General features: G+C 69.2%; 17 protein-coding genes. 6 read left to right on the top strand and 11 right to left on the bottom strand.

Annotated elements, in window-relative coordinates; translation table 11 throughout:
- Window positions 1–114: 114 nt before the first annotated feature.
- On the top strand, window positions 115–879 hold the full coding sequence (gene surE / locus ACMX37_RS03065; RefSeq protein WP_483147483.1) for a 5'/3'-nucleotidase SurE: 765 nt from the start codon (window positions 115–117) through the stop codon (window positions 877–879).
- Window positions 879–1,958, top strand: coding sequence for a potassium channel family protein (locus ACMX37_RS03060; RefSeq protein WP_483147482.1), 1,080 nt, complete (start codon window positions 879–881; stop codon window positions 1,956–1,958). The genes surE and ACMX37_RS03060 overlap by 1 nt, the downstream gene beginning before the upstream one ends.
- Before the next feature lie 453 nt (window positions 1,959–2,411).
- Here ACMX37_RS03060 and ACMX37_RS03055 read toward each other — a convergent pair whose 3' ends face one another.
- From ACMX37_RS03055 to ACMX37_RS03040, 4 genes are all read right to left on the bottom strand, one after another.
- On the bottom strand, window positions 2,412–2,723 hold the full coding sequence (locus tag ACMX37_RS03055; protein ID WP_483147481.1) for a GIY-YIG nuclease family protein: 312 nt from the start codon (window positions 2,721–2,723) through the stop codon (window positions 2,412–2,414).
- A 378-nt stretch (window positions 2,724–3,101) separates the two neighbouring features.
- Window positions 3,102–3,503: a DUF1761 domain-containing protein gene (locus ACMX37_RS03050; RefSeq protein WP_088915199.1), complete on the bottom strand. Its 402-nt coding sequence runs from the start codon at window positions 3,501–3,503 to the stop codon at window positions 3,102–3,104.
- Window positions 3,500–4,012 carry a hypothetical protein gene (locus ACMX37_RS03045; RefSeq protein WP_483147480.1) on the bottom strand — a complete coding sequence of 171 codons (513 nt, stop codon included), beginning with the start codon at window positions 4,010–4,012 and terminating at the stop codon, window positions 3,500–3,502. The genes ACMX37_RS03050 and ACMX37_RS03045 overlap by 4 nt, the downstream gene beginning before the upstream one ends.
- A gap of 56 nt (window positions 4,013–4,068) precedes the next feature.
- Window positions 4,069–4,320, bottom strand: coding sequence for a DUF6356 family protein (locus ACMX37_RS03040; protein ID WP_483147479.1), 252 nt, complete (start codon window positions 4,318–4,320; stop codon window positions 4,069–4,071).
- A gap of 67 nt (window positions 4,321–4,387) precedes the next feature.
- On the opposite strand from ACMX37_RS03040, the gene rimO reads away from it, so the two are divergent.
- A complete protein-coding gene (rimO, locus tag ACMX37_RS03035; protein ID WP_483147478.1) occupies window positions 4,388–5,761 on the top strand; it encodes a 30S ribosomal protein S12 methylthiotransferase RimO in 1,374 nt (457 codons plus the stop codon).
- 10 nt (window positions 5,762–5,771) lie between these two features.
- Here rimO and ACMX37_RS03030 read toward each other — a convergent pair whose 3' ends face one another.
- Complete coding sequence (locus ACMX37_RS03030) at window positions 5,772–7,322, bottom strand: tetratricopeptide repeat protein (RefSeq protein ID WP_483147477.1); 1,551 nt, start codon at window positions 7,320–7,322, stop codon at window positions 5,772–5,774.
- A 181-nt stretch (window positions 7,323–7,503) separates the two neighbouring features.
- Here ACMX37_RS03030 and ACMX37_RS03025 point away from each other — a divergent pair, with 181 nt between their 5' ends.
- On the top strand, window positions 7,504–8,316 hold the full coding sequence (locus ACMX37_RS03025) for a L,D-transpeptidase family protein (protein ID WP_483147476.1): 813 nt from the start codon (window positions 7,504–7,506) through the stop codon (window positions 8,314–8,316).
- 21 nt (window positions 8,317–8,337) lie between these two features.
- Here ACMX37_RS03025 and tilS read toward each other — a convergent pair whose 3' ends face one another.
- The 5 genes from tilS to ACMX37_RS03000 all read right to left on the bottom strand — a co-directional run bounded on the left by tilS (window position 8,338) and on the right by ACMX37_RS03000 (window position 14,142).
- Window positions 8,338–9,330 (bottom strand): tRNA lysidine(34) synthetase TilS, encoded by a 993-nt coding sequence (gene tilS / locus ACMX37_RS03020; RefSeq protein ID WP_483147475.1) that lies wholly within the window; start codon window positions 9,328–9,330, stop codon window positions 8,338–8,340.
- Entirely contained in the window at window positions 9,321–10,343 is a 1,023-nt protein-coding gene (locus ACMX37_RS03015; protein WP_483147474.1) for a tetratricopeptide repeat protein, read from the bottom strand. Before ACMX37_RS03015 ends, tilS begins: the two co-directional genes overlap by 10 nt.
- A gap of 133 nt (window positions 10,344–10,476) precedes the next feature.
- Window positions 10,477–11,448: a helix-turn-helix domain-containing protein gene (locus tag ACMX37_RS03010; protein WP_483147473.1), complete on the bottom strand. Its 972-nt coding sequence runs from the start codon at window positions 11,446–11,448 to the stop codon at window positions 10,477–10,479.
- A gap of 153 nt (window positions 11,449–11,601) precedes the next feature.
- A complete protein-coding gene (gene ptsP, locus ACMX37_RS03005) occupies window positions 11,602–13,887 on the bottom strand; it encodes a phosphoenolpyruvate--protein phosphotransferase (protein ID WP_483147472.1) in 2,286 nt (761 codons plus the stop codon).
- Between the two features lie 87 nt (window positions 13,888–13,974).
- Window positions 13,975–14,142: a YdcH family protein gene (locus tag ACMX37_RS03000; RefSeq protein WP_088915209.1), complete on the bottom strand. Its 168-nt coding sequence runs from the start codon at window positions 14,140–14,142 to the stop codon at window positions 13,975–13,977.
- Window positions 14,143–14,422: 280 nt separating this feature from the next.
- Between ACMX37_RS03000 and ACMX37_RS02995 the strand changes: the two genes are divergently transcribed.
- Together ACMX37_RS02995 and ACMX37_RS02990 are read left to right on the top strand one after the other, a co-directional pair.
- Window positions 14,423–14,632: a DUF465 domain-containing protein gene (locus tag ACMX37_RS02995; RefSeq protein WP_017666379.1), complete on the top strand. Its 210-nt coding sequence runs from the start codon at window positions 14,423–14,425 to the stop codon at window positions 14,630–14,632.
- 157 nt (window positions 14,633–14,789) lie between these two features.
- Entirely contained in the window at window positions 14,790–15,251 is a 462-nt protein-coding gene (locus ACMX37_RS02990; protein ID WP_483147471.1) for a DUF1465 family protein, read from the top strand.
- 4 nt (window positions 15,252–15,255) lie between these two features.
- Here ACMX37_RS02990 and glpK read toward each other — a convergent pair whose 3' ends face one another.
- The gene (glpK, locus tag ACMX37_RS02985) at window positions 15,256–16,728 is read right to left on the bottom strand and encodes a glycerol kinase GlpK (protein ID WP_483147470.1); all 1,473 of its coding nucleotides are present in this window, start codon (window positions 16,726–16,728) and stop codon (window positions 15,256–15,258) included.
- Window positions 16,729–16,800: the final 72 nt, after the last annotated feature.

Below are 16,800 nucleotides of genomic sequence, written 5' to 3'. Positions count from 1 at the left end.
CCACCCGTTCGCCCTGAGCTTGTCGAAGGGCCGCACTTTCTTCATCCTGACCAGAGACAAAGGAAATACGGTGCTTCGACAGGCTCAGCACGAACGGACCGGGGGCATGGCCTGATGCGCATCCTCCTTACCAATGACGACGGCATCCACGCCCCGGGCCTCAAGGTGCTGGAAGCAATCGCGCGCCAGTTCTCCGACGACATCTGGATCTGCGCCCCTTCCGAGGAGCAGTCGGGCGCGGGCCACTCGCTCACCCTGACCCGGCCCGTGCGGCTCCAGAAGCACGGCGAGCGGCGCTTTGCCGTTACCGGCACGCCGACCGATTCCGTGATGATGGCGCTGCGCGAGGTCATGCCCGATGCGCCCGACATCATCCTCTCCGGCGTGAACCGCGGCGCCAACCTCGCGGACGACATCACCTATTCGGGCACGGTCTCGGCTGCGATCGAGGGTGCGCTGGCGGGGGTCCGGTCGGTCGCCTTCAGCCAGGTCTACGCCCGCGAGGGGATGGGCGACGAGGTGCCCTTCGGTGCGGCGCGCGAATGGGGGGCGAAGGTGCTGGAGAAGCTGATCGACGTGCCGCTCGCCGACCGCACGCTCGTCAACGTCAACTTCCCCGCCCTGCCCGCCGAAGAGGTCAAGGGCATCCGCGTCGTGCGCCAGGGCTTCCACGACTATTCGCGCGGCACCATCGTCGAGGGCCGCGACCCGCGCGGCTACCGCTATTTCTGGTTCGGGCTCGACCCGATCGAGCACACGCTGGATCACGGCACCGACCTCGAAGCGATCGAGGACGGCTTCATCGCCGTCACCCCGCTCCAGCTCGACCTCACCCACTATTCGACCATCGGCATCCTCGCCGAGAGGTTTGCCGACTGATGGCGCGCGGGACGGGTCAGCCGGCAAGCCGCAACCCGTTCAAGCGCAAGGCGCTGCTGGCCGAATTCCGGCCGCTGCGGCGGCAGGTCAGGATCCCGGTCTGGGGCGATCTCGGCCTTCGCGCAGGGCTGGCGCTGTTCCTGCTCGGCATGGTCATCATGATCCACTGGTGGGACCGCGAGGGGCTGGTCGACAATGTCGATGGGCAGATCAGCTTCCTCGACGTGGTCTATTTCACCATGATCAGCGTCACCACCACCGGCTTCGGCGACATCGCCCCGGTGTCCGACCGCGCGCGGCTGATCGAAGCGGTGATCGTCACGCCCGTGCGCATCGCGGTCCTGTTCATCTTCGTGGGCGCGGCCTACGATTTCGTCATCAAGCGCAGCTGGGAGAAATGGCGCATGGCCCGCATTCAGGAACAGCTGACCGATCACGTCGTGGTGCTGGGCTACGGCGTGTCGGGCTCGCAGAGCGTCGGCGAGCTGATCGAGCGCGGGGTCGATCCGCGCTGCATCGTGGTCATCGACCCCGGCGAGGACCGGCTGGCCGAGGCCGAGAAGCTCGGCGTCAACGTCATGGCGGGCGATGCGACGCGCGACGAGACGCTCAAGGCGGTGCGGATCGCCGAGGCATCGAGCGTGCTGGTCAGCGCCGGGCGCGACGACACCTCGATCCTGATCGTGCTCACCGTGCGCCACCTCGCGCCCAAGGTGCCGATCAGCGTGGTGGTGCGCGCCGAGGACAACGAGCTGCTGGCGCATCAGGCCGGCGCCAACAACGTCATCAACCCGGTGCGCTTCACCGGCCTGCTGCTGGCGGGCAGCGTCAAGGGCGCGCACATCGCCGATTACCTCGCCGACCTCGCCAGCGTGGAAGGCCGGGTGCAACTGGTCGAGCGGGTGGTCAGCCCTGAGGAATGCGGGCGCTCGATCACCGACCTCACCAGCGGCGGGCAGGGCCTGCGCGTCTATCGAGGCGGCCGCCCGATCGGCTTCTGGGAACCCGAGTGCCAGACCCTCCAGCCCGGCGACGTGGTGGTCGAGATCGTGCCCACGGCGGGGAGCGAGGCGGATTAGGCGGCCGGGCGGATGCCCGGGCACCGAAGCGGACAAAGCGGACACCCTGTCCGCTTGCCGATGCCAAGACATCTACAATAATTACAGCAATTTGCACCCCCTTCCGTGCGGCGGACGGACAGGGGAGCGGGGCCTTGTTTCACGCCCCGAATGGCGAAACGGCCTCGCAGGCCGGACAGGACAATGGGAAAGAGCCGGGCGGATCGTAACGGCTGGCGGGCGTGTAGGAAAACGGCGCGCTCCGTTCCCTGCTCGTCGCCCCGTGCTCGACACGGGGCCTGGCTACTTTCCTGCGGACCGAGAAGAAGACAAGCCTGACCCCGTGTCAGGCACGGGGCGACGGTTATTTGGACGGCAGCTTGAGCCATCTCGCCGCCGAAAGCGGACGTTCGGCAATCGACCCCGTTGCAGTCATTCCCTTCATCGTCGCCCCGTGCTTGACACGGGGCTTGGCTACTTCTGCTCCGGCTGGGGTGCGAACCACCGCTCCCACAAATCGTCCCAATCGGGATTGTCCGCCTCGATCAGCGCGAACTTCCATTCGCGCCGCCATTTCTTGACCAGCTTCTCGCGGGCGATGGCGCCTTCGATGGTGTCGTGGCGTTCGACATGGACCAGCCGCGTCTTCGCGAAATCAGCGACATGGCGCGAACCCGTGCCCTCGCGGTGCCGATGGACGCGGGCGAGCGCATCCGCGCTCACGCCGACATACATTCCGCCGCGATAGCGGTTCGCCATGATGTAGACCCAGCCACCCTTTTCCATCGTCAGAGTATCGCAGCCACAGCTGACGAAGAACAGCCAAGCCCCGTGTCAAGCACGGGGCGACGGTGTGGGGTAATGGCAGCTTCCCACCCACTTTCCGCCATTCGTGCCAACTTTCCGCACTCCCGAAATCGGACGCGTGGCGCGCTTTCCTACCGGGGGGCTTGCCGCTAGCCTCGGGCGGTTCTTTCGCATCGTTGATGCCGCGCGAGGTCGCCGCGCAGGGCTGTCCGGCTCCCCATTCAGGCGGAGAAAACACAAGACACAGTGTCAACTTCGGTTTTGCCGAGCAACAACATGAAATATCGTGGAAATTCCCGCAGGAAATCGAAGTTTACAGTGTCAACTTTGTAAACTTCGCGTGTCCGTCGAACCGCCTCAGCCCCGGAACCAGACGAACACCCCGCCCATCGCCGCCATGCCGACGAGGAAGTGCCCGGCGTCGATCAGGAACAGCGTGAAAGGCTTCCTGAGATAGAGGTAGTTGATCCCGATCGCGGGGATCATCACGCCGCCGGCGAAGCCCAGCGCCATCATCATCACCACGTGGGGCGGCGGGTCGGTGCGGGCGAGGAGGTGCCACAGCACCATCGCGATCAGCATCTCGAAGGCGAAGGTCAGCGCGAAGATCAGCCCCATCTTGCCGACCTGGAGCTGGGTGTTGGTCAACCCCGCCACGCGCTGCCACGGCTTGGCGAAGATCAGCCCGTACCACAGCGCCCCCACGAGGAAGAAGGCCAGCGTTCCTGCCAGAACCGGCAGGAGGGCGAAATCGTTCATGCCTGCTCTCCTGCAAGTTCCGGCCATTCGAGGGCGATCGCCTCGCCCACCGGCAGCGCACGCCACTGCTCGAGGAAGGGGTCCAGTCCGGCGCGGATCGCCGCCAGCCTGCCGGGCAGCCCGGCCGGGGGAGGCACATGGGAGGCGGCCCAGGCGGGTTCGGCCATCGCCATGATCGCGGCATCGTCCGCCCCGCCGCTCCAGCTTGCCGCCTCGAAGCACTCGACCAGCCGCTCGGCCTGGAGAAGCTCGACTATGCCCGCATCGGGCACACCCGCCCGCTTGGCGCTGGCATGGCCGCCCGCGAGCGCGAGCGCCTGCACCTCGCCCGGCGCCATCCCGCCTGCGACCAGCCCCCAGAAGCCCGCCCTCATCCCGAGCTCGCGCTCGACGAAGAAGTGGTAGGCATCATGGGGATAGGGGCCCTTCTTCGGGAAGGCGAAAGCCGCGCGCGAGCCGTCGGCGCGCTCCAGCGCGATGTGATCCTGCTGCGTGTCCCTGGTGATCACGATCCGCATCCTAGGGAGCTTAGCCCCTTTTGCGGCGCACGGGTAGGGGCCGGAGCCTAGATGACGTAGGCGAATTCCTCCGCCCCCGGCGCCGGCTTGCGCCCGCGCATCTCGGCATCGAGCTGCACCACGGTGCGGCTCGCGGTCTTGACGAACAGGCCCGGGACGATGGCGTGGACCATGCAGGCGAGCCCGCCCACCACCATGCGCCAGCCGAAGCTCAGCGCGGTGCGGGCGTGCTGCGAGTAGGTCTCGCCGATGGACTGCGGGTGGTCGGTGAAGAGCTTGGCGATCATGGTTCCCGTCATGCCCGCCGGGGCCGATGATCGTCAAGCCTAGCGCGAGAGGGCTACACAGTGTAGGGGGCGCGCCGCCATGACCTCCGCCCCCCTCACCCTGCCCGACCAGAAGAAGATCGGGATGGTCAGCCTCGGCTGCCCCAAGGCGCTCGTCGATTCCGAGCGCATCCTCACCCGCCTGCGCGCCGACGGCTATGCCTTCGCCGAGGACTACGCGGGCGCTGACGTGGTGCTGGTCAACACCTGCGGCTTCCTCGACAGCGCCAAGGAGGAAAGCCTCGCCGCGATCGGCGAGGCGATCGCCGAGAACGGCCGCGTGATCGTGACGGGCTGCATGGGCGAAGAGGCGGACGCGATCCGCGCCGTCCACCCGCAGGTGCTCGCGGTGACGGGGGCGCACCAGTACGAGCAGGTGGTCGAGGCGGTGCACACCCACGCGCCGCCCTCGCAGGGGCCATTCGTCGACCTGATCCCGCAGCCCGACATCAAGCTGACCCCGCGCCACTACAGCTACCTGAAGATTTCCGAGGGCTGCAACCACTCCTGCGCCTTCTGCATCATTCCCGCCCTGCGCGGGAAGCTCGCCAGCCGCCGCATCGATGCGGTGCTGCGCGAGGCGGAAAAGCTGGTTGCGGCGGGCACCAAGGAGCTGCTCGTCATCAGTCAGGACACCAGCGCCTACGGGGTCGATATCCGCCACGAGCCGCGCCAGTGGAAGGACCGCGAGGTGCGCGCCCACATGACCGACATGGCGCGCGAACTGGGCCAGCTGCGCACGCCGGACGGGCAGACGCCCTGGGTGCGGCTCCACTACGTCTACCCCTACCCGCACGTCGATCAGGTCATCCCGCTGATGGCCGAGGGGTTGCTCACGCCCTATCTCGATATCCCCTTCCAGCACGCGAGCCCCAAGGTGCTCAAGCTGATGCGCCGCCCCGTCAACGAGGCCAAGGTGCTCGAGCGCCTCAAGAGCTGGCGCGCGATCTGCCCTGACATCGCGATCCGCTCCAGCTTCGTGGTCGGCTTCCCCGGCGAGACCGAGGAGGACTTCCAGTATCTCCTCGACTGGCTCGAGGAAGCGCAGCTCGACCGCGTCGGCGCCTTCCGTTTCGAGCCTGTCGAGGGCGCGGCGGCCAATGCCCTGCCCGATCAGGTGCCCGAGGCCGTGAAGGAAGAACGCTACGCCCGGATCATGGAAGTGACCGAGCGCATCAGCGCCGCCAAGCTCGCCGCCAAGGTCGGTCGCACGCTCCCCGTCATCATCGACGAGGTGGGCGAACCCGACGAGGACGGCGACATCGGCGCCACCGGCCGCTCGCAGGCCGACGCGCCCGAGATCGACGGGGCCGTGTATCTCAGGAACGTCCCCGCCACCCTCGCCCCCGGCGACATCGTCGAGGCGACCATCGAGGATGCCGACGCCCACGACCTGTTCGGGGTGATCGCCTGAGGCTGCGCGCCTAGCGGGCCGCCCCTTCCTTGCGCGCCACCCGCTTCAGCGCGGCTTGCGGTATAAAGGCCTCGGGCATGGGGCGCACATGCTTCGCCAGTTCGGCGGCGAGATCGGCATGGGCGGCCGTGAGGTCGCTCGGCTGGCGCAGGATCGTGGCGGTGTAGAACAGGTCGAGCTCGTCGGTCTCGAATGCCGCCAGCGTTCGCGGGCGCGTCGTCTCGTCGCGCAGCCCGTCGAGCAGAAGGCCCACGGCCTCGGCCTCTTGCCGGTGGCATAGCAGGCCGCGCACGGCAAGACCCACACCCTCCTTCCAGTTCTCGCGCAGATAGGCGAGCTCCGGCGCCGCATCCCCGGCCCTGCCCAGCCGCTCCAGGGCGCAGGCGCGATCGCTGGCAATGATCAGCTTCGCATAGGTGCTGCCCTGCTTTTCCGCGACCTTGCGCGCGAGTTCGGTCGCCTTGAGGCCCTCCTTCCAGCGTCCCTGCCCGACCAGCCGGGTGGCACGGTTTATGACGAAGTTCACCACCCAGTTGTGCTCGTCGGGATCGAGCTTCGCCAGCTCCTCGAACACCGCATCGGCCTTCTTGGTCTCTCCCAGCGAATCATGGGCATAGGCTTCGATGTTGAGCGCCCACGCATCGCCCTCCTCTATCGCCTTGCCGCGTGCCGCCCTCTCGCGCCACCGCTGCGCGAGCGCGATCGCGTCTGCGAACTGGCCGTTGTAGTGGAGCGCATGGGCCGCCTCGGAGAAGCGGTCGCGATCCTCCGGTGCATTGACAAGCCGGGCTCGGGTGACGCGCACGTGCTCCTCCCCGATGAGCGCCAGATGGTTGCCGGCGCGGGCCTCGATCTGCGGCCAGAAGGGCGCGTAGATCAGGCGCGTGAGCATGGTGATGTAGCTGACCGGACTCGTGATCGACACCAGCAGTCCCTCCGCCAGATCGCCGCGCCCCGCCACGGCCGCCGCGCGCAGGCCTGCCATCGCGACGCCTTCGTGGAGAGCGGTATCAAGGAAGGCGAGTTTGCCGCCATCGGCCCATGCCAGCGCGAGCGCATCGAATTCGGCCGACCGCCCGACCCGCTGCGCGAGACGCATGGCGGTCCAGTAATCGTCGGGATCAAGCTTCCCGAGCCCGGCATCGTCGAGCCCGCGCAGATGGGCTATCGCGGTGTCCGCATCGTCGAGACGGTGGGCGAAGTAAAGCAGGAGACCCGTCAGGGGATCGGCCGGATGGAGCGCAGCCAAAGCGGCCGCGATCCGGGCGCCATCGGCATAGCGCTTTTCGCGATCGGCGCACAGCGCCTCGGCAAACAGGCGCAGGGGCTTGATCTTGGAGGGATCGTTGGCCTTGCCCTCGAGCGCGGTGGTTACCGGCACGCCGAAGGTGCACGGCTCGCGCATCCAGCGGTTCTCGTCCTGTGCGAAAAGCTGCGCAATCCCGCGGGCATCCATCGCCGCCAGATCGGGCAGCGGCTCGGCAGCGGGCTCTCCAGCCGCGAGCGGCGGCGCGAGCAGTGCGCCGGTCAGCGCGAGTAGCGGGCGAAAGGTTGATGCCATGCGTATGATCCCCTTGTTCACACGGCCTTTTCCCGCGATCCGCCTGCAAAGGGAAGAGCGAAGCGACAGCCCCTTCGGCAATGATCCTCCACGTTAACCCCTGCCTCCGGCGCGTCCCCGCAAGGGACGCCGCACGGTTAACCGCTGGCAACCAACCGGCTGACGCGGCATAATCCGCCGCATGGTCCGGATACTCGCCTTCCTCGCCGCCGTCGCGCTGCTGCAATATGCCGCCTTCGCGCAAGTCCCCGCAGGTCAGGCCGCCGACGCGGCCGAGGCCGTCGCGGCGCGCGCTGCGGGCAACTTCGAGGCGATCGACCCCGACGCCGAGATGCCCGAGCGGGCGGATGCCGCCGCTGTCTATGCCGGCCTGCCCCCGCTGGACGGCGCGTCTGCGCAAGACTCTGAATCAGCCGAGGAAGCCTACGCCTACGAGGAAGCCCCGCGCGGGCCGGCCGTGCGCATGATCGCCGCCGAGGTGGTGCAGCCCCTTCCCGTCGCCGCGCCCGCGCCGGCCCCGGCGAGCCGCGATCCCTTCGTCATCAAGTCGATCCTGCCGATCGAAGGCTCGATCCGCTACGGCGACTGGTTCTGGGACGAAAGCGCCGCGCCCGCGACCGGCAAGCTCGTCATCACCGTCGACCTCGAGGCGCGCGTCATCAGCGCCTTCCGCGACGGGCACGAGATCGGCACCGCCGTCGCCCTGCTCGGCACGCGCGCGCACCCGACACCGCTCGGCACCTTCCCGATCCTCACCAAGGAGAAGGACAACGTCTCCGAGAAATACGGCAACGCCCCCATGCCGCACACCCTGCGCCTGACATGGGACGGGATCGCGATCCACGGGTCGCCGGTGCTGAACGGCTATGCCTCGCACGGCTGCATCGGCGTGCCCGACGAATTCGCCGCCCTGCTGTTCGCCGCCGCCAAGCGCGGGGACAAGGTGATCATCACCCGCGGCAAGATGATCGGGGTCGGCGACAAGGTGATGTGATCGCGGCCCGCCGACGGATGTTCAGTTTACCGAACCCCTCGTCGGCTCCGGCCTGAAGCGCCAGACGCGCATCGTCACGCCGACCTTCTCGACCCGCTCCGCCCCGGGCACCGCCAGCACCCCGCCAAGCGAGGCGTTCTCCCCCGCCCACAGGCGCTCCCACGCCCGCGCGGCCTCGCCGCGGGTGGTGTGGCCGCCGAGCGCGGCGATGATCCTCAGGATCGTCTCGATCGCGATCACCCGCGGGACATTGGCGCAATAGGTGTAGCCCGGCGGGCCCTCGGGCGTGTCCTCGCGCATCACCATCTCGTGCCAGTCGAGTTCGGCATACCATTCGAGCGCCTGCCAGCTTTCCGCCAGATGCGCCGCGCTGGCGGCGATCTGCACGGGGTCGAGCCAGTCCGCTTCGGCCAGCCGGGCGCGCAGGCGCGCGCGGTCGAAGGCGGGGTCGGTGTTGGAAGGGTCGGCTGCGGGGGTGATCCCGGCCTCGGCCACGACCTGCGCCAGTTCGGCCTTGCGCCAGCCTAGCAGGGGGCGCAGCAGCGGGATCTCGGTGCCCTCGAGCCGCGCGCGCGGGCGCACGCCGGCAAGGCCCGCCAGCCCGCTCCCCCGGTTGAGGCGCATGAGCAAGGTCTCGGCCTGGTCGTCGGCATGGTGCGCGGTCGCCACCGCACCCAGCCCTGCTGCCCTCGCCCACTCCGCCAGCGCCGCATAACGTGCCGCGCGGGCCTGCGCCTGGAGGTTGCCGGGAGCCAGTTTGACCGCGAGCGGGGTGAAGGGAATGCCTCGCGCGGCAGCGACCCGCTCGACCAGCGCGACCTCGCCCGCGGCTTCGGGCCTCAGGCCGTGATCGACACTGGCGACCGCGATCCGGCCCGGCAGGGCCGCATGAGCGAGCAGCAGCAGCGCAAGGCTGTCCGGCCCGCCCGAGACGGCGAGGCCCAGCGGGCCCGCGCGCTCATCCCCGGGCCAGAGCGCCGCCAGATCGGCGGCAAACCGGGCTGCTAGCTGCACTTCACCTTCGCGCGGTTCGCCTGGTAGTCGCTCGCCAGCCGCCCGGAGGCGATCAGCGGATAGGTTTCGGCAAATTCGGCGAGCGCGATGCAGGCGCGCTTGGTGTCCTTCATCGCGATCATCGAGGCGCCGAGATAGAGCAGGCTGTCGGGTGCGCGGTCACCGGCCTTGTTGGCCTGGTAGTTCTTGAGGAACCACTGCGCCGCCTCCTTGGGCATGTTGTCGTCGAGGAAGGCGCGGCCCAGCAGGTTGCGGCCGAAGCTGATGCGCGGGTGATTGGGATACTGCTCGACGAACTTCGTCAGCTGCTGGCGCGCCTCGGGGAAGAACCCGGCGTTCCAGAGGCGGAAGCCGTAGGAATATTCGTCATCGCCCGGGTCAGCCGTCTGGGGCTTGGCGATCGCCTGCACGGCCGCGAGCCGCGTGGCGCTCGGCGCGGCGACGGTTGGGGCCGGCGGGGGCGTGGTCGTGGTGGCGGAGGCGGGCGGCGGCGTTGCCGGAGCGCGCGCCGCAGGCGTGGCCGGGGCGGGCGCAGGCGTCGCGGCAGCCAGCGTTGCGGCGGGCCGGATGGCCGGTGCAGCGCCGGCGACCGGCACATTGCCTGCGGTCTCGAGCGCGGCCACCCGCTGTTCGAGTAGGCCCACGGCGTTGGCCTGTTCCTCCGAGCGCGCGGTCAGCGTGCGCAGCTGCGCCTCGAGCGCGTCGAGCCGCACGAGAATGTCCGTCACTGCGGTTGTAGACGGCGCGCCGGTGCTGGCGGGTGCGGGCGTGGTCGCGGGGCCTTGCGTGCCCGGCGCGATCTGCGGTTCGAAGAAGCGCCCGTCGCCGCCGGGGAAAACCTTGCGCTGGAGCGCGCGCACCTCGGCCTCGATCTTGCGCAGGCGGGCCTCCTCGGCTCCGTCCTGCGCGAGCGCGGGGACCGCGGCGGCGGCGAGAGTTGCGGCGGACAGGACGGCACCGGCGAGACGCAGGGGGATGATCCTCGGGGCGCGGGGTCGCGGGGTGGGGGTCATGGCTGGTCAGGCTCCCTTGGCAATGATCGCGCCGCTCTGGCGCGGGCCGGATGAACGAGGCCGGAACCCTGCCGAACGCCGCTGGTCAAGTCGAGAGCGGCAGGACCCCTAATCAACGGGAAAAGGGTTAACGCTAGGCCGGGGGTGCCGGATCGCCCGCCGGGGGCGGCGCGGCCTCGGCCGGAGCAGCGGCTTCGGCGGGGGCGGGCGCACGGTCGCTCGCCGAAGCAGGCGCGGACAGCTGGCGACGCGAGGTTCGCGCGGCGGGCACCGTCTCGCCGGCGACGGGCGTCGCCGCAGCTGTAGCAGAGGCAGCGCCGCGTGCGGCCAGCGCCGCAGCCGAGACGGGCACGCCCGAGATCGTCGTCGGGCGGTCGGACAGCGGGGCGACCGGCTGGCCCCCGATCGTTACCGCCAGCGCGTCGGGTCGCCCGGTGTTGATCCGCGGATCGACCGCCGCGGGCGGCACCTCGAGCGTCTCGCCCTTCTTCAGATAGCGCTCGGTCAGGCGCTCGCCGCCTTCCTCGTAGATGCGCACCCAGATGTTGTCCTCGAGCGCGGTGAGCACCACCGCGCCGCCCGGCACCGCCGCGGCGGTCGGCGCGGGGCTCGCGGCAGGGGCCGGCGCGCTCTCGGCCGGTTCGGGCGTCAGCAGCGTGCCCGGCTCGCTCCCCGCCCCGAAATAGCTGTTGTAGAAGGCGAAGCTCCCCACCGCGAGGATCAGCACCGCCCCCGCCATCGCCCAGGCGAGACCCGCCGAAGGCAGGCGCGCCGGATCGCCCGGCTCCATCGTCGCCGAGGGCACGGTGCGCCGCATCGAGCCGTCCGCCAGTTCGGCGCGCACGGCATCGGTGATCACCGCCGGATCGAGTCCGACCGCCTTGGCAAAGGTGCGCGAGAAGCCGATCGCGTAGGCGCGGCTCGGCAGGCTCTCGAAATCGCCGGCCTCGATCGCCTCGAGATGGCGCAGCGGAATGCGCGTCTCGGCGGCGACATGCGCCAGCTCGAGGCGTTGCGCCTCGCGCGCTGCGCGCAGGGATGCGCCGGGACCGGATGCCTCCGGTGCTGGCGCCGTATCCGCGCCGTTCATTTCTTCGCTGTCCATGTGACCCGGGTCCCGCGCCTTCTTGTCGAGGCTTCGTGTATGAGAGTTGTGGTGAATTCGGCTTGAACGCGGACTCACCCGCCGGGGTGCGTCCTGTCAAGCGCCGCAATAGCACGCCGCCGCATCCCGCGCACGCCTCTCCGCATGGTGACCTCAATCATATTCGATATCGCGCGCATCGGCCCATTCGGACAGCGCGGTGCGCAGCGACCCTTGCGGGCTCGCGAGCCAGCCGTTCATCGCCGCCGTCAGCTCGGCGAGGTCGACCTTGCGCACCAGCTCCTTGATCGGGCCGACCGCCGCGGGCGTGATCGAGAGGCGGCGGTAGCCGATCCCCATCAGCGCCAGCGCCTCGAGCCGGCGCCCGCCCATCTCGCCGCACACCCCGATATCGACGCCACTGCCGATGCTGGTCTGCATCACGCGGCGCAGGAAGCGCAGGATGGAAGGCGAGAGCCAGTCGTAGCGTTCGGCCAGCTTGGGGTTCGCGCGGTCGGCGGCGAACAGGAACTGGGTCAGGTCGTTCGTCCCGATCGACAGGAAGGAGAGGCGCGGCAACAGCAGGTCGAGCACTTCGGCGAGCGCGGGCACTTCGAGCATCGCGCCGAAGTGGATGCGCTCGGGCAGCAGCTTCTTTTGCGCGCGCAGGAAGGCGAGCTGCTCGTCGAACACGGCCTTGGCGGCATCGAATTCCCACGGCTCGGACACCATCGGGAACATCACGTAAAGCGAGCGCCCCGCCGCCGCCTCCAGCAGCGAGCGCGCCTGGATCTTCATCAATCCCTCGCGCTCCAGCGCCAGCCGCAGCGCGCGCCAGCCCATCGCCGGGTTCTCGTCCTGCGCGGCGATCTCGGACGCGAGATAGGGCACCGACTTGTCCCCGCCGATATCGACCGTGCGGAAGATCACCGGCTTGTCGCCCGCCGCATCGAGCACGTCGCGGTAGAGCCGCGTCTGCCGCTCGCGCTGGGGCAGGGTGGCGGAGACGAGAAACTGGAACTCCGTGCGGAACAGCCCCACCCCGTCCGCACCGGTCAGGCCGAGCGCGCTCATGTCGTCGCGCAGGCCGGCATTCATCATCACCTGGATGCGCGTGCCGCATCGGGTAAAGGGCTCGACATCGCGCAAGCTGGCATAGGCCGCCTGCTTCTCGCGGCTCTTGGCGAAGCGCGCATGGAAAGCATCGGCGACCTGCGGCAGCGGGCGGACGATGGCGTTGCCCGCGGTCGCATCGAGCAGGATCTCGTCGCCCTCGCGGATCGTGCCGCGCACGCCCGCACCCTTGCCGTTGGCGATGCGCCCGATCACCGGCACGTTCATCGCCCGCGCCACGATCACCACGTGGGCGGTGAGCGAGCCTTCCTCTAGGATCACGCCCTTCAGCCGCCGCTTGTCGTATTCGAGCAGTTCGGCCGGGCCGAGGTTGCGGGCGATCAGGATCGTGTCCTTGCGCAGGCCCTGGGAGGCCGCCGTGCCGACCTGGCCTGCGACGATGCGGATCAGGCGGTTCGCCAGATCCTCCAGATCGTGCATCCGGTCGGCAAGCAGCGGATCGTCGATCTCGCGCATCCGCATCCGGGTGTGCTGCTGCACGCGCTCGATCGCGGCCTCGGCAGTGAGGCCGGAGTCGATCGCCTCGTTGATGCGCCGCGACCAGCCCTCGTCATAGGCGAACATCTTGTAGGTCTCGAGCACCTCCTCGTGCTCGCCGCCGACGCCGAATTCGGCCTGGCTGGCGAGCCCGTCGATCTGCTCGCGCATCTTGTCGAAGGCGCGGTAGACGCGCTGGCGCTCGGCCTCGATGTCCTCGGCCATGACCTGCGTGATCTCGACGCGGGGCTGGTGATAGACCGCGACCCCTGCCCCCAGCCCCTTGACCAGCGTCAGGCCGGTGAGGGTCTGCGGGCCGGTCTGTTCGGCGGTCAGGCCCAGCGCCTGTTCCTCGTCGACCAGTTCGGCATTGGCGATGAGTTCGGAGAGCACCATTGCGGTGGTCTGGAGCGCCTCGATCTCGACTTCCTCGTAGCGGCGCGGCTCGACGTGCTGGACGCACAGCACCCCCACCGCCCGCTCGCGGTAGACGATCGGCACCCCGGCGAAGGAGTGGAACTTCTCCTCTCCCGTCTCGGGGCGATACTGGAAATCGGGGTGGGCCTTGGCCTCGGCGAGGTTGAGCGTCTCGACCTTCTGGGCGATCGCGCCGGTCAGGCCCTCGCCGATCGCCATGCGGGTGACGTGCACCGCACTCTGGTTGAGGCCGCGCGTCGCGAACAGCTCGAGCATCCCCTCGCGCAGGAGATAGATCGAGCACACCTCGCTCGAAAGGCATTCGCCGATGATCTCGACCACCTGGTCCAACTTGGCCTGCGCGTGGAGGCGCGAGGCCATGACCTCGGTCAGGCGGGTCAGGATCTGGCGGGCGGCAGCGGCTGCGGTCATCACCTGCGCAGGTCTATGCGACCGGCGCGGCAAATGCAAAAGCCCTGATCGCAGGCCGCCGCCCGTTCAGGCGACAATCCGTCTGCGTCAGACGCCGGCGATCTCTTCCTTCAATCGCAGCTTCTGCTTCTTCAGGGACTGGATCGTCGCGGTGTCGGGCACGGGCCGGGCCATCTCTTCGCGCAGACGGGCTTCGAGGCCGGCGTGCTTGGTCTGGAGGGCGTTGAGGTGCGAGGACACTGCGGTCGATGCCATGTGGCGTTCTCCTGTCAAAGCGGGGGGATGCCCCCGGGCAGGCGACTCGGCCGACGGTGCGGCCGGGCCGCAGGTTCGAAAGAACCACAGACAGGCTAGCTTGCAAAGCCCTGATCATTCCTTAAGCGGCGCATCCGCACGCGGCTGCGACGGGCCGTTTTCGCGAGGACGGGGGGCAGCGCGCAAAGCCATCTTCCAACACGGCGCGGGAACGCGTAGCGGGGGCATGCATTTGCGGGCGTGACGCAGCGTGCCGCCGGACGAGAAGGACAAGGGGCGAATGACCGAGCAGGAGCTCAGGAAAAAGCTCGAATTGCTCAAGACCGAGCATCGCGACCTCGACGCCGCGATCGCCGCCCTGACCGAGGCGGCGCGCGGTTCGGCTTCGGCCGACATGCTCCAGATCGCCCGCCTGAAGAAGCGCAAGCTGCGGTTGAAGGACCAGATCGCGATCATCGAGGACACGCTGCTGCCCGATATCATCGCCTGATCCGCGCTCGCGCTGGAGCGCGATGCAGACCGCCTGCCGCCGCGCGTGGTTAGCGGACGGTGAATTCTGTTTCCGGAAGGGACGGGCGCGAAAATTGCTTGGAAAGTAACCATGACGATATAGCGGGCGCGGGTCCGGGAGGGTAATCTCCCGCCCCATGGCTCGCACCACCAATCTCTCGCGCCCGATCATCGAGGCGCTCTACACCGAGGCGCTCGTTCTGGCTGACGAGGTGCGCGCGGTGTTCGCCGCCGGCGTGCGCGAGCCGATGGCAGGGGAGGACGCCTTCGTGCGCCTCGCGCTCTCGACCGAGGGGCTGAAGACGACCACCCGCATGATGCATGTGCTCGCCTGGCTGCTCAACCAGCGCGCCCTGTTCTCGGGAGAATTGAGCGAGAGCCAGGTGCGCCTTCACGGCGCCCTGCCGCCTGATCGCGGTTCGGACGCGGCGCAGCTCGCGCTGCTCGAACCCGAGACCCGCGAGCTGATCGCCGATACCGAAAGGCTCCACCAGCGCATCGCCCGCCTCGACGAGGCATGGCGCCAGCATTTCGAGTTGACCTCCCCCGCCCGCGCCTTCCAGGATCGCATCGGGCGGGAACTCGGAAGGCTGGGTTAAGCGGTCACGCGGCAGCGAGCGCTTTCTTCCACGCCGCCAGCCGCGCGTCCCGCACCTCTGCCGCCATCGCCGGTTCGAAGCGGCTCAGCCGTCCGCGCATCGCCTGCGCCGCGCTGGCTAGATCGGGGTAAAGCCCCGCCCCGCTCGCCGCCAGCATCGCCGCGCCCAGCGCCGTGGTCTCGATGAAGCCCGGCCGCTCCACCGGCACCCCGAGCACGTCGGCGAGATCCTGCGCCATCCAGTCGTTGGCCGCCATGCCGCCGTCGATCCGCAGGGTGTGCCACGGCGCCCCGTCGGCGGCATAGGCGGCGGCAAGATCGTGGGTCTGGTGCGCCATCGCCTCCAGCGCGGCGCGGGCAAGCTCGGCCTTGCCGCTGGCGAAGGAGAGCCCGGCGATCACCCCGCGCGCCTCGGCATGCCAGTGCGGCGCGCCGAGGCCAGAGAGCGCGGGCACGATCACCACCCCGCCTGAGTCGGGGATCGAGCGCGCAAGCTCCTCGGTCTGGCTCGCCACATCGACGATGCCGAGCGAATCCCTGAGCCACTGGACGAGGCTCCCGGCGACGAACACCGATCCCTCGATGGCATAGGTGCGCTGCCCCTCGATCTGGGTCAGCACCGTGCCGAGCAGGCGGTTCTTCGAGCGCGGGATGCGGGCGCCCTGGCAGGTCAGCACGAAGGCCCCGGTGCCGTAGGTCGCTTTGGTCTGGCCGGGCGCGAGGCAGGCCTGACCGACGGTCGCGGCCTGCTGGTCGCCGGCAAGGCCGGTGATCGGGATGGCGCGGCCGAACAGGTCGGGATCGGTCACCGCCAGCGGTCCTGCCATGTCGACGACCCCGGGAAGCGCCGCCAACGGCACGCCGAAGAGGTCGCAAAGACCTTCGTCGAACTGCGCGTCCTCCAGCCCCATCAGCAGCGTGCGGCAGGCGTTGGAGGCATCGGTGATGTGGGCCGCGCCGCCGGTCAGCTTGTAGACCAGCCAGCTCTCGACCGTCCCGAAGGCAAGCGTGCCCTTGTCCGCCGCCGCCTTCACCTCGGGCACGTTGTCGAGCATCCAGCGCATCTTGGTGCCCGAGAAATAGGGGTCGAGCAGCAGCCCGGTGCGCTCCTGCACCCCCGCCTCGTGCCCGGCCTCGCGCAATTCGGCGCAGAAGGGCTCGGTTCGGCGGTCCTGCCAGACGATCGCGTTGGCCAGCGGCTCGCCGGTCTGACGGTCCCACGCCACCACGGTCTCGCGCTGGTTGGTGATGCCGATGCAGGCGATCATCGCCGCCCCGCCCGCCTTGGGCACCATCGCCTGCGCGCAGGCGAGCGTCTTGTCCCAGATCTCGCGCGGATCGTGCTCCACCCAACCGCCTTGCGGATAATGCTGGGTGAGCGGCTCCTGCGCCGAGGCGACCAGCACCCCGTCGCTGGCGAACAGCATCGCGCGGGTGGAGGTGGTGCCTTCGTCGAGGACGAGGATGTAATCGGACATGGACAGGCTCTCCCGTTTTGCGGCTTCCTAGCCGGACGGCGCGCGGGAAGTCGAGACGCTCTTCCCTGCGAC

The organism is Porphyrobacter sp. THAI-01a, from assembly GCF_056868655.1.
This window is presented reverse-complemented; position numbering and strand designations above follow the sequence as displayed.

What these genes read in the sequence shown, in the direction of transcription:
- ptsP (WP_483147472.1), bottom strand. Translation starts at nt 13,887, where the DNA reads ATGACCGCAGCCGCTGCCGCCCGCCAGATCCTGACCCGCCTGACCGAG.
- ACMX37_RS03055 (WP_483147481.1), bottom strand. Translation starts at nt 2,723, where the DNA reads ATGGAAAAGGGTGGCTGGGTCTACATCATGGCGAACCGCTATCGCGGC.
- ACMX37_RS03060 (WP_483147482.1), top strand. Translation starts at nt 879, where the DNA reads ATGGCGCGCGGGACGGGTCAGCCGGCAAGCCGCAACCCGTTCAAGCGC.
- ACMX37_RS03050 (WP_088915199.1), bottom strand. Translation starts at nt 3,503, where the DNA reads ATGAACGATTTCGCCCTCCTGCCGGTTCTGGCAGGAACGCTGGCCTTC.
- ACMX37_RS03000 (WP_088915209.1), bottom strand. Translation starts at nt 14,142, where the DNA reads ATGGCATCGACCGCAGTGTCCTCGCACCTCAACGCCCTCCAGACCAAG.
- ACMX37_RS03010 (WP_483147473.1), bottom strand. Translation starts at nt 11,448, where the DNA reads ATGGACAGCGAAGAAATGAACGGCGCGGATACGGCGCCAGCACCGGAG.
- rimO (WP_483147478.1), top strand. Translation starts at nt 4,388, where the DNA reads ATGACCTCCGCCCCCCTCACCCTGCCCGACCAGAAGAAGATCGGGATG.
- glpK (WP_483147470.1), bottom strand. Translation starts at nt 16,728, where the DNA reads ATGTCCGATTACATCCTCGTCCTCGACGAAGGCACCACCTCCACCCGC.
- surE (WP_483147483.1), top strand. Translation starts at nt 115, where the DNA reads ATGCGCATCCTCCTTACCAATGACGACGGCATCCACGCCCCGGGCCTC.
- ACMX37_RS03040 (WP_483147479.1), bottom strand. Translation starts at nt 4,320, where the DNA reads ATGACGGGAACCATGATCGCCAAGCTCTTCACCGACCACCCGCAGTCC.
- ACMX37_RS02990 (WP_483147471.1), top strand. Translation starts at nt 14,790, where the DNA reads ATGGCTCGCACCACCAATCTCTCGCGCCCGATCATCGAGGCGCTCTAC.
- ACMX37_RS03015 (WP_483147474.1), bottom strand. Translation starts at nt 10,343, where the DNA reads ATGACCCCCACCCCGCGACCCCGCGCCCCGAGGATCATCCCCCTGCGT.
- ACMX37_RS02995 (WP_017666379.1), top strand. Translation starts at nt 14,423, where the DNA reads ATGACCGAGCAGGAGCTCAGGAAAAAGCTCGAATTGCTCAAGACCGAG.
- ACMX37_RS03025 (WP_483147476.1), top strand. Translation starts at nt 7,504, where the DNA reads ATGGTCCGGATACTCGCCTTCCTCGCCGCCGTCGCGCTGCTGCAATAT.
- ACMX37_RS03030 (WP_483147477.1), bottom strand. Translation starts at nt 7,322, where the DNA reads ATGGCATCAACCTTTCGCCCGCTACTCGCGCTGACCGGCGCACTGCTC.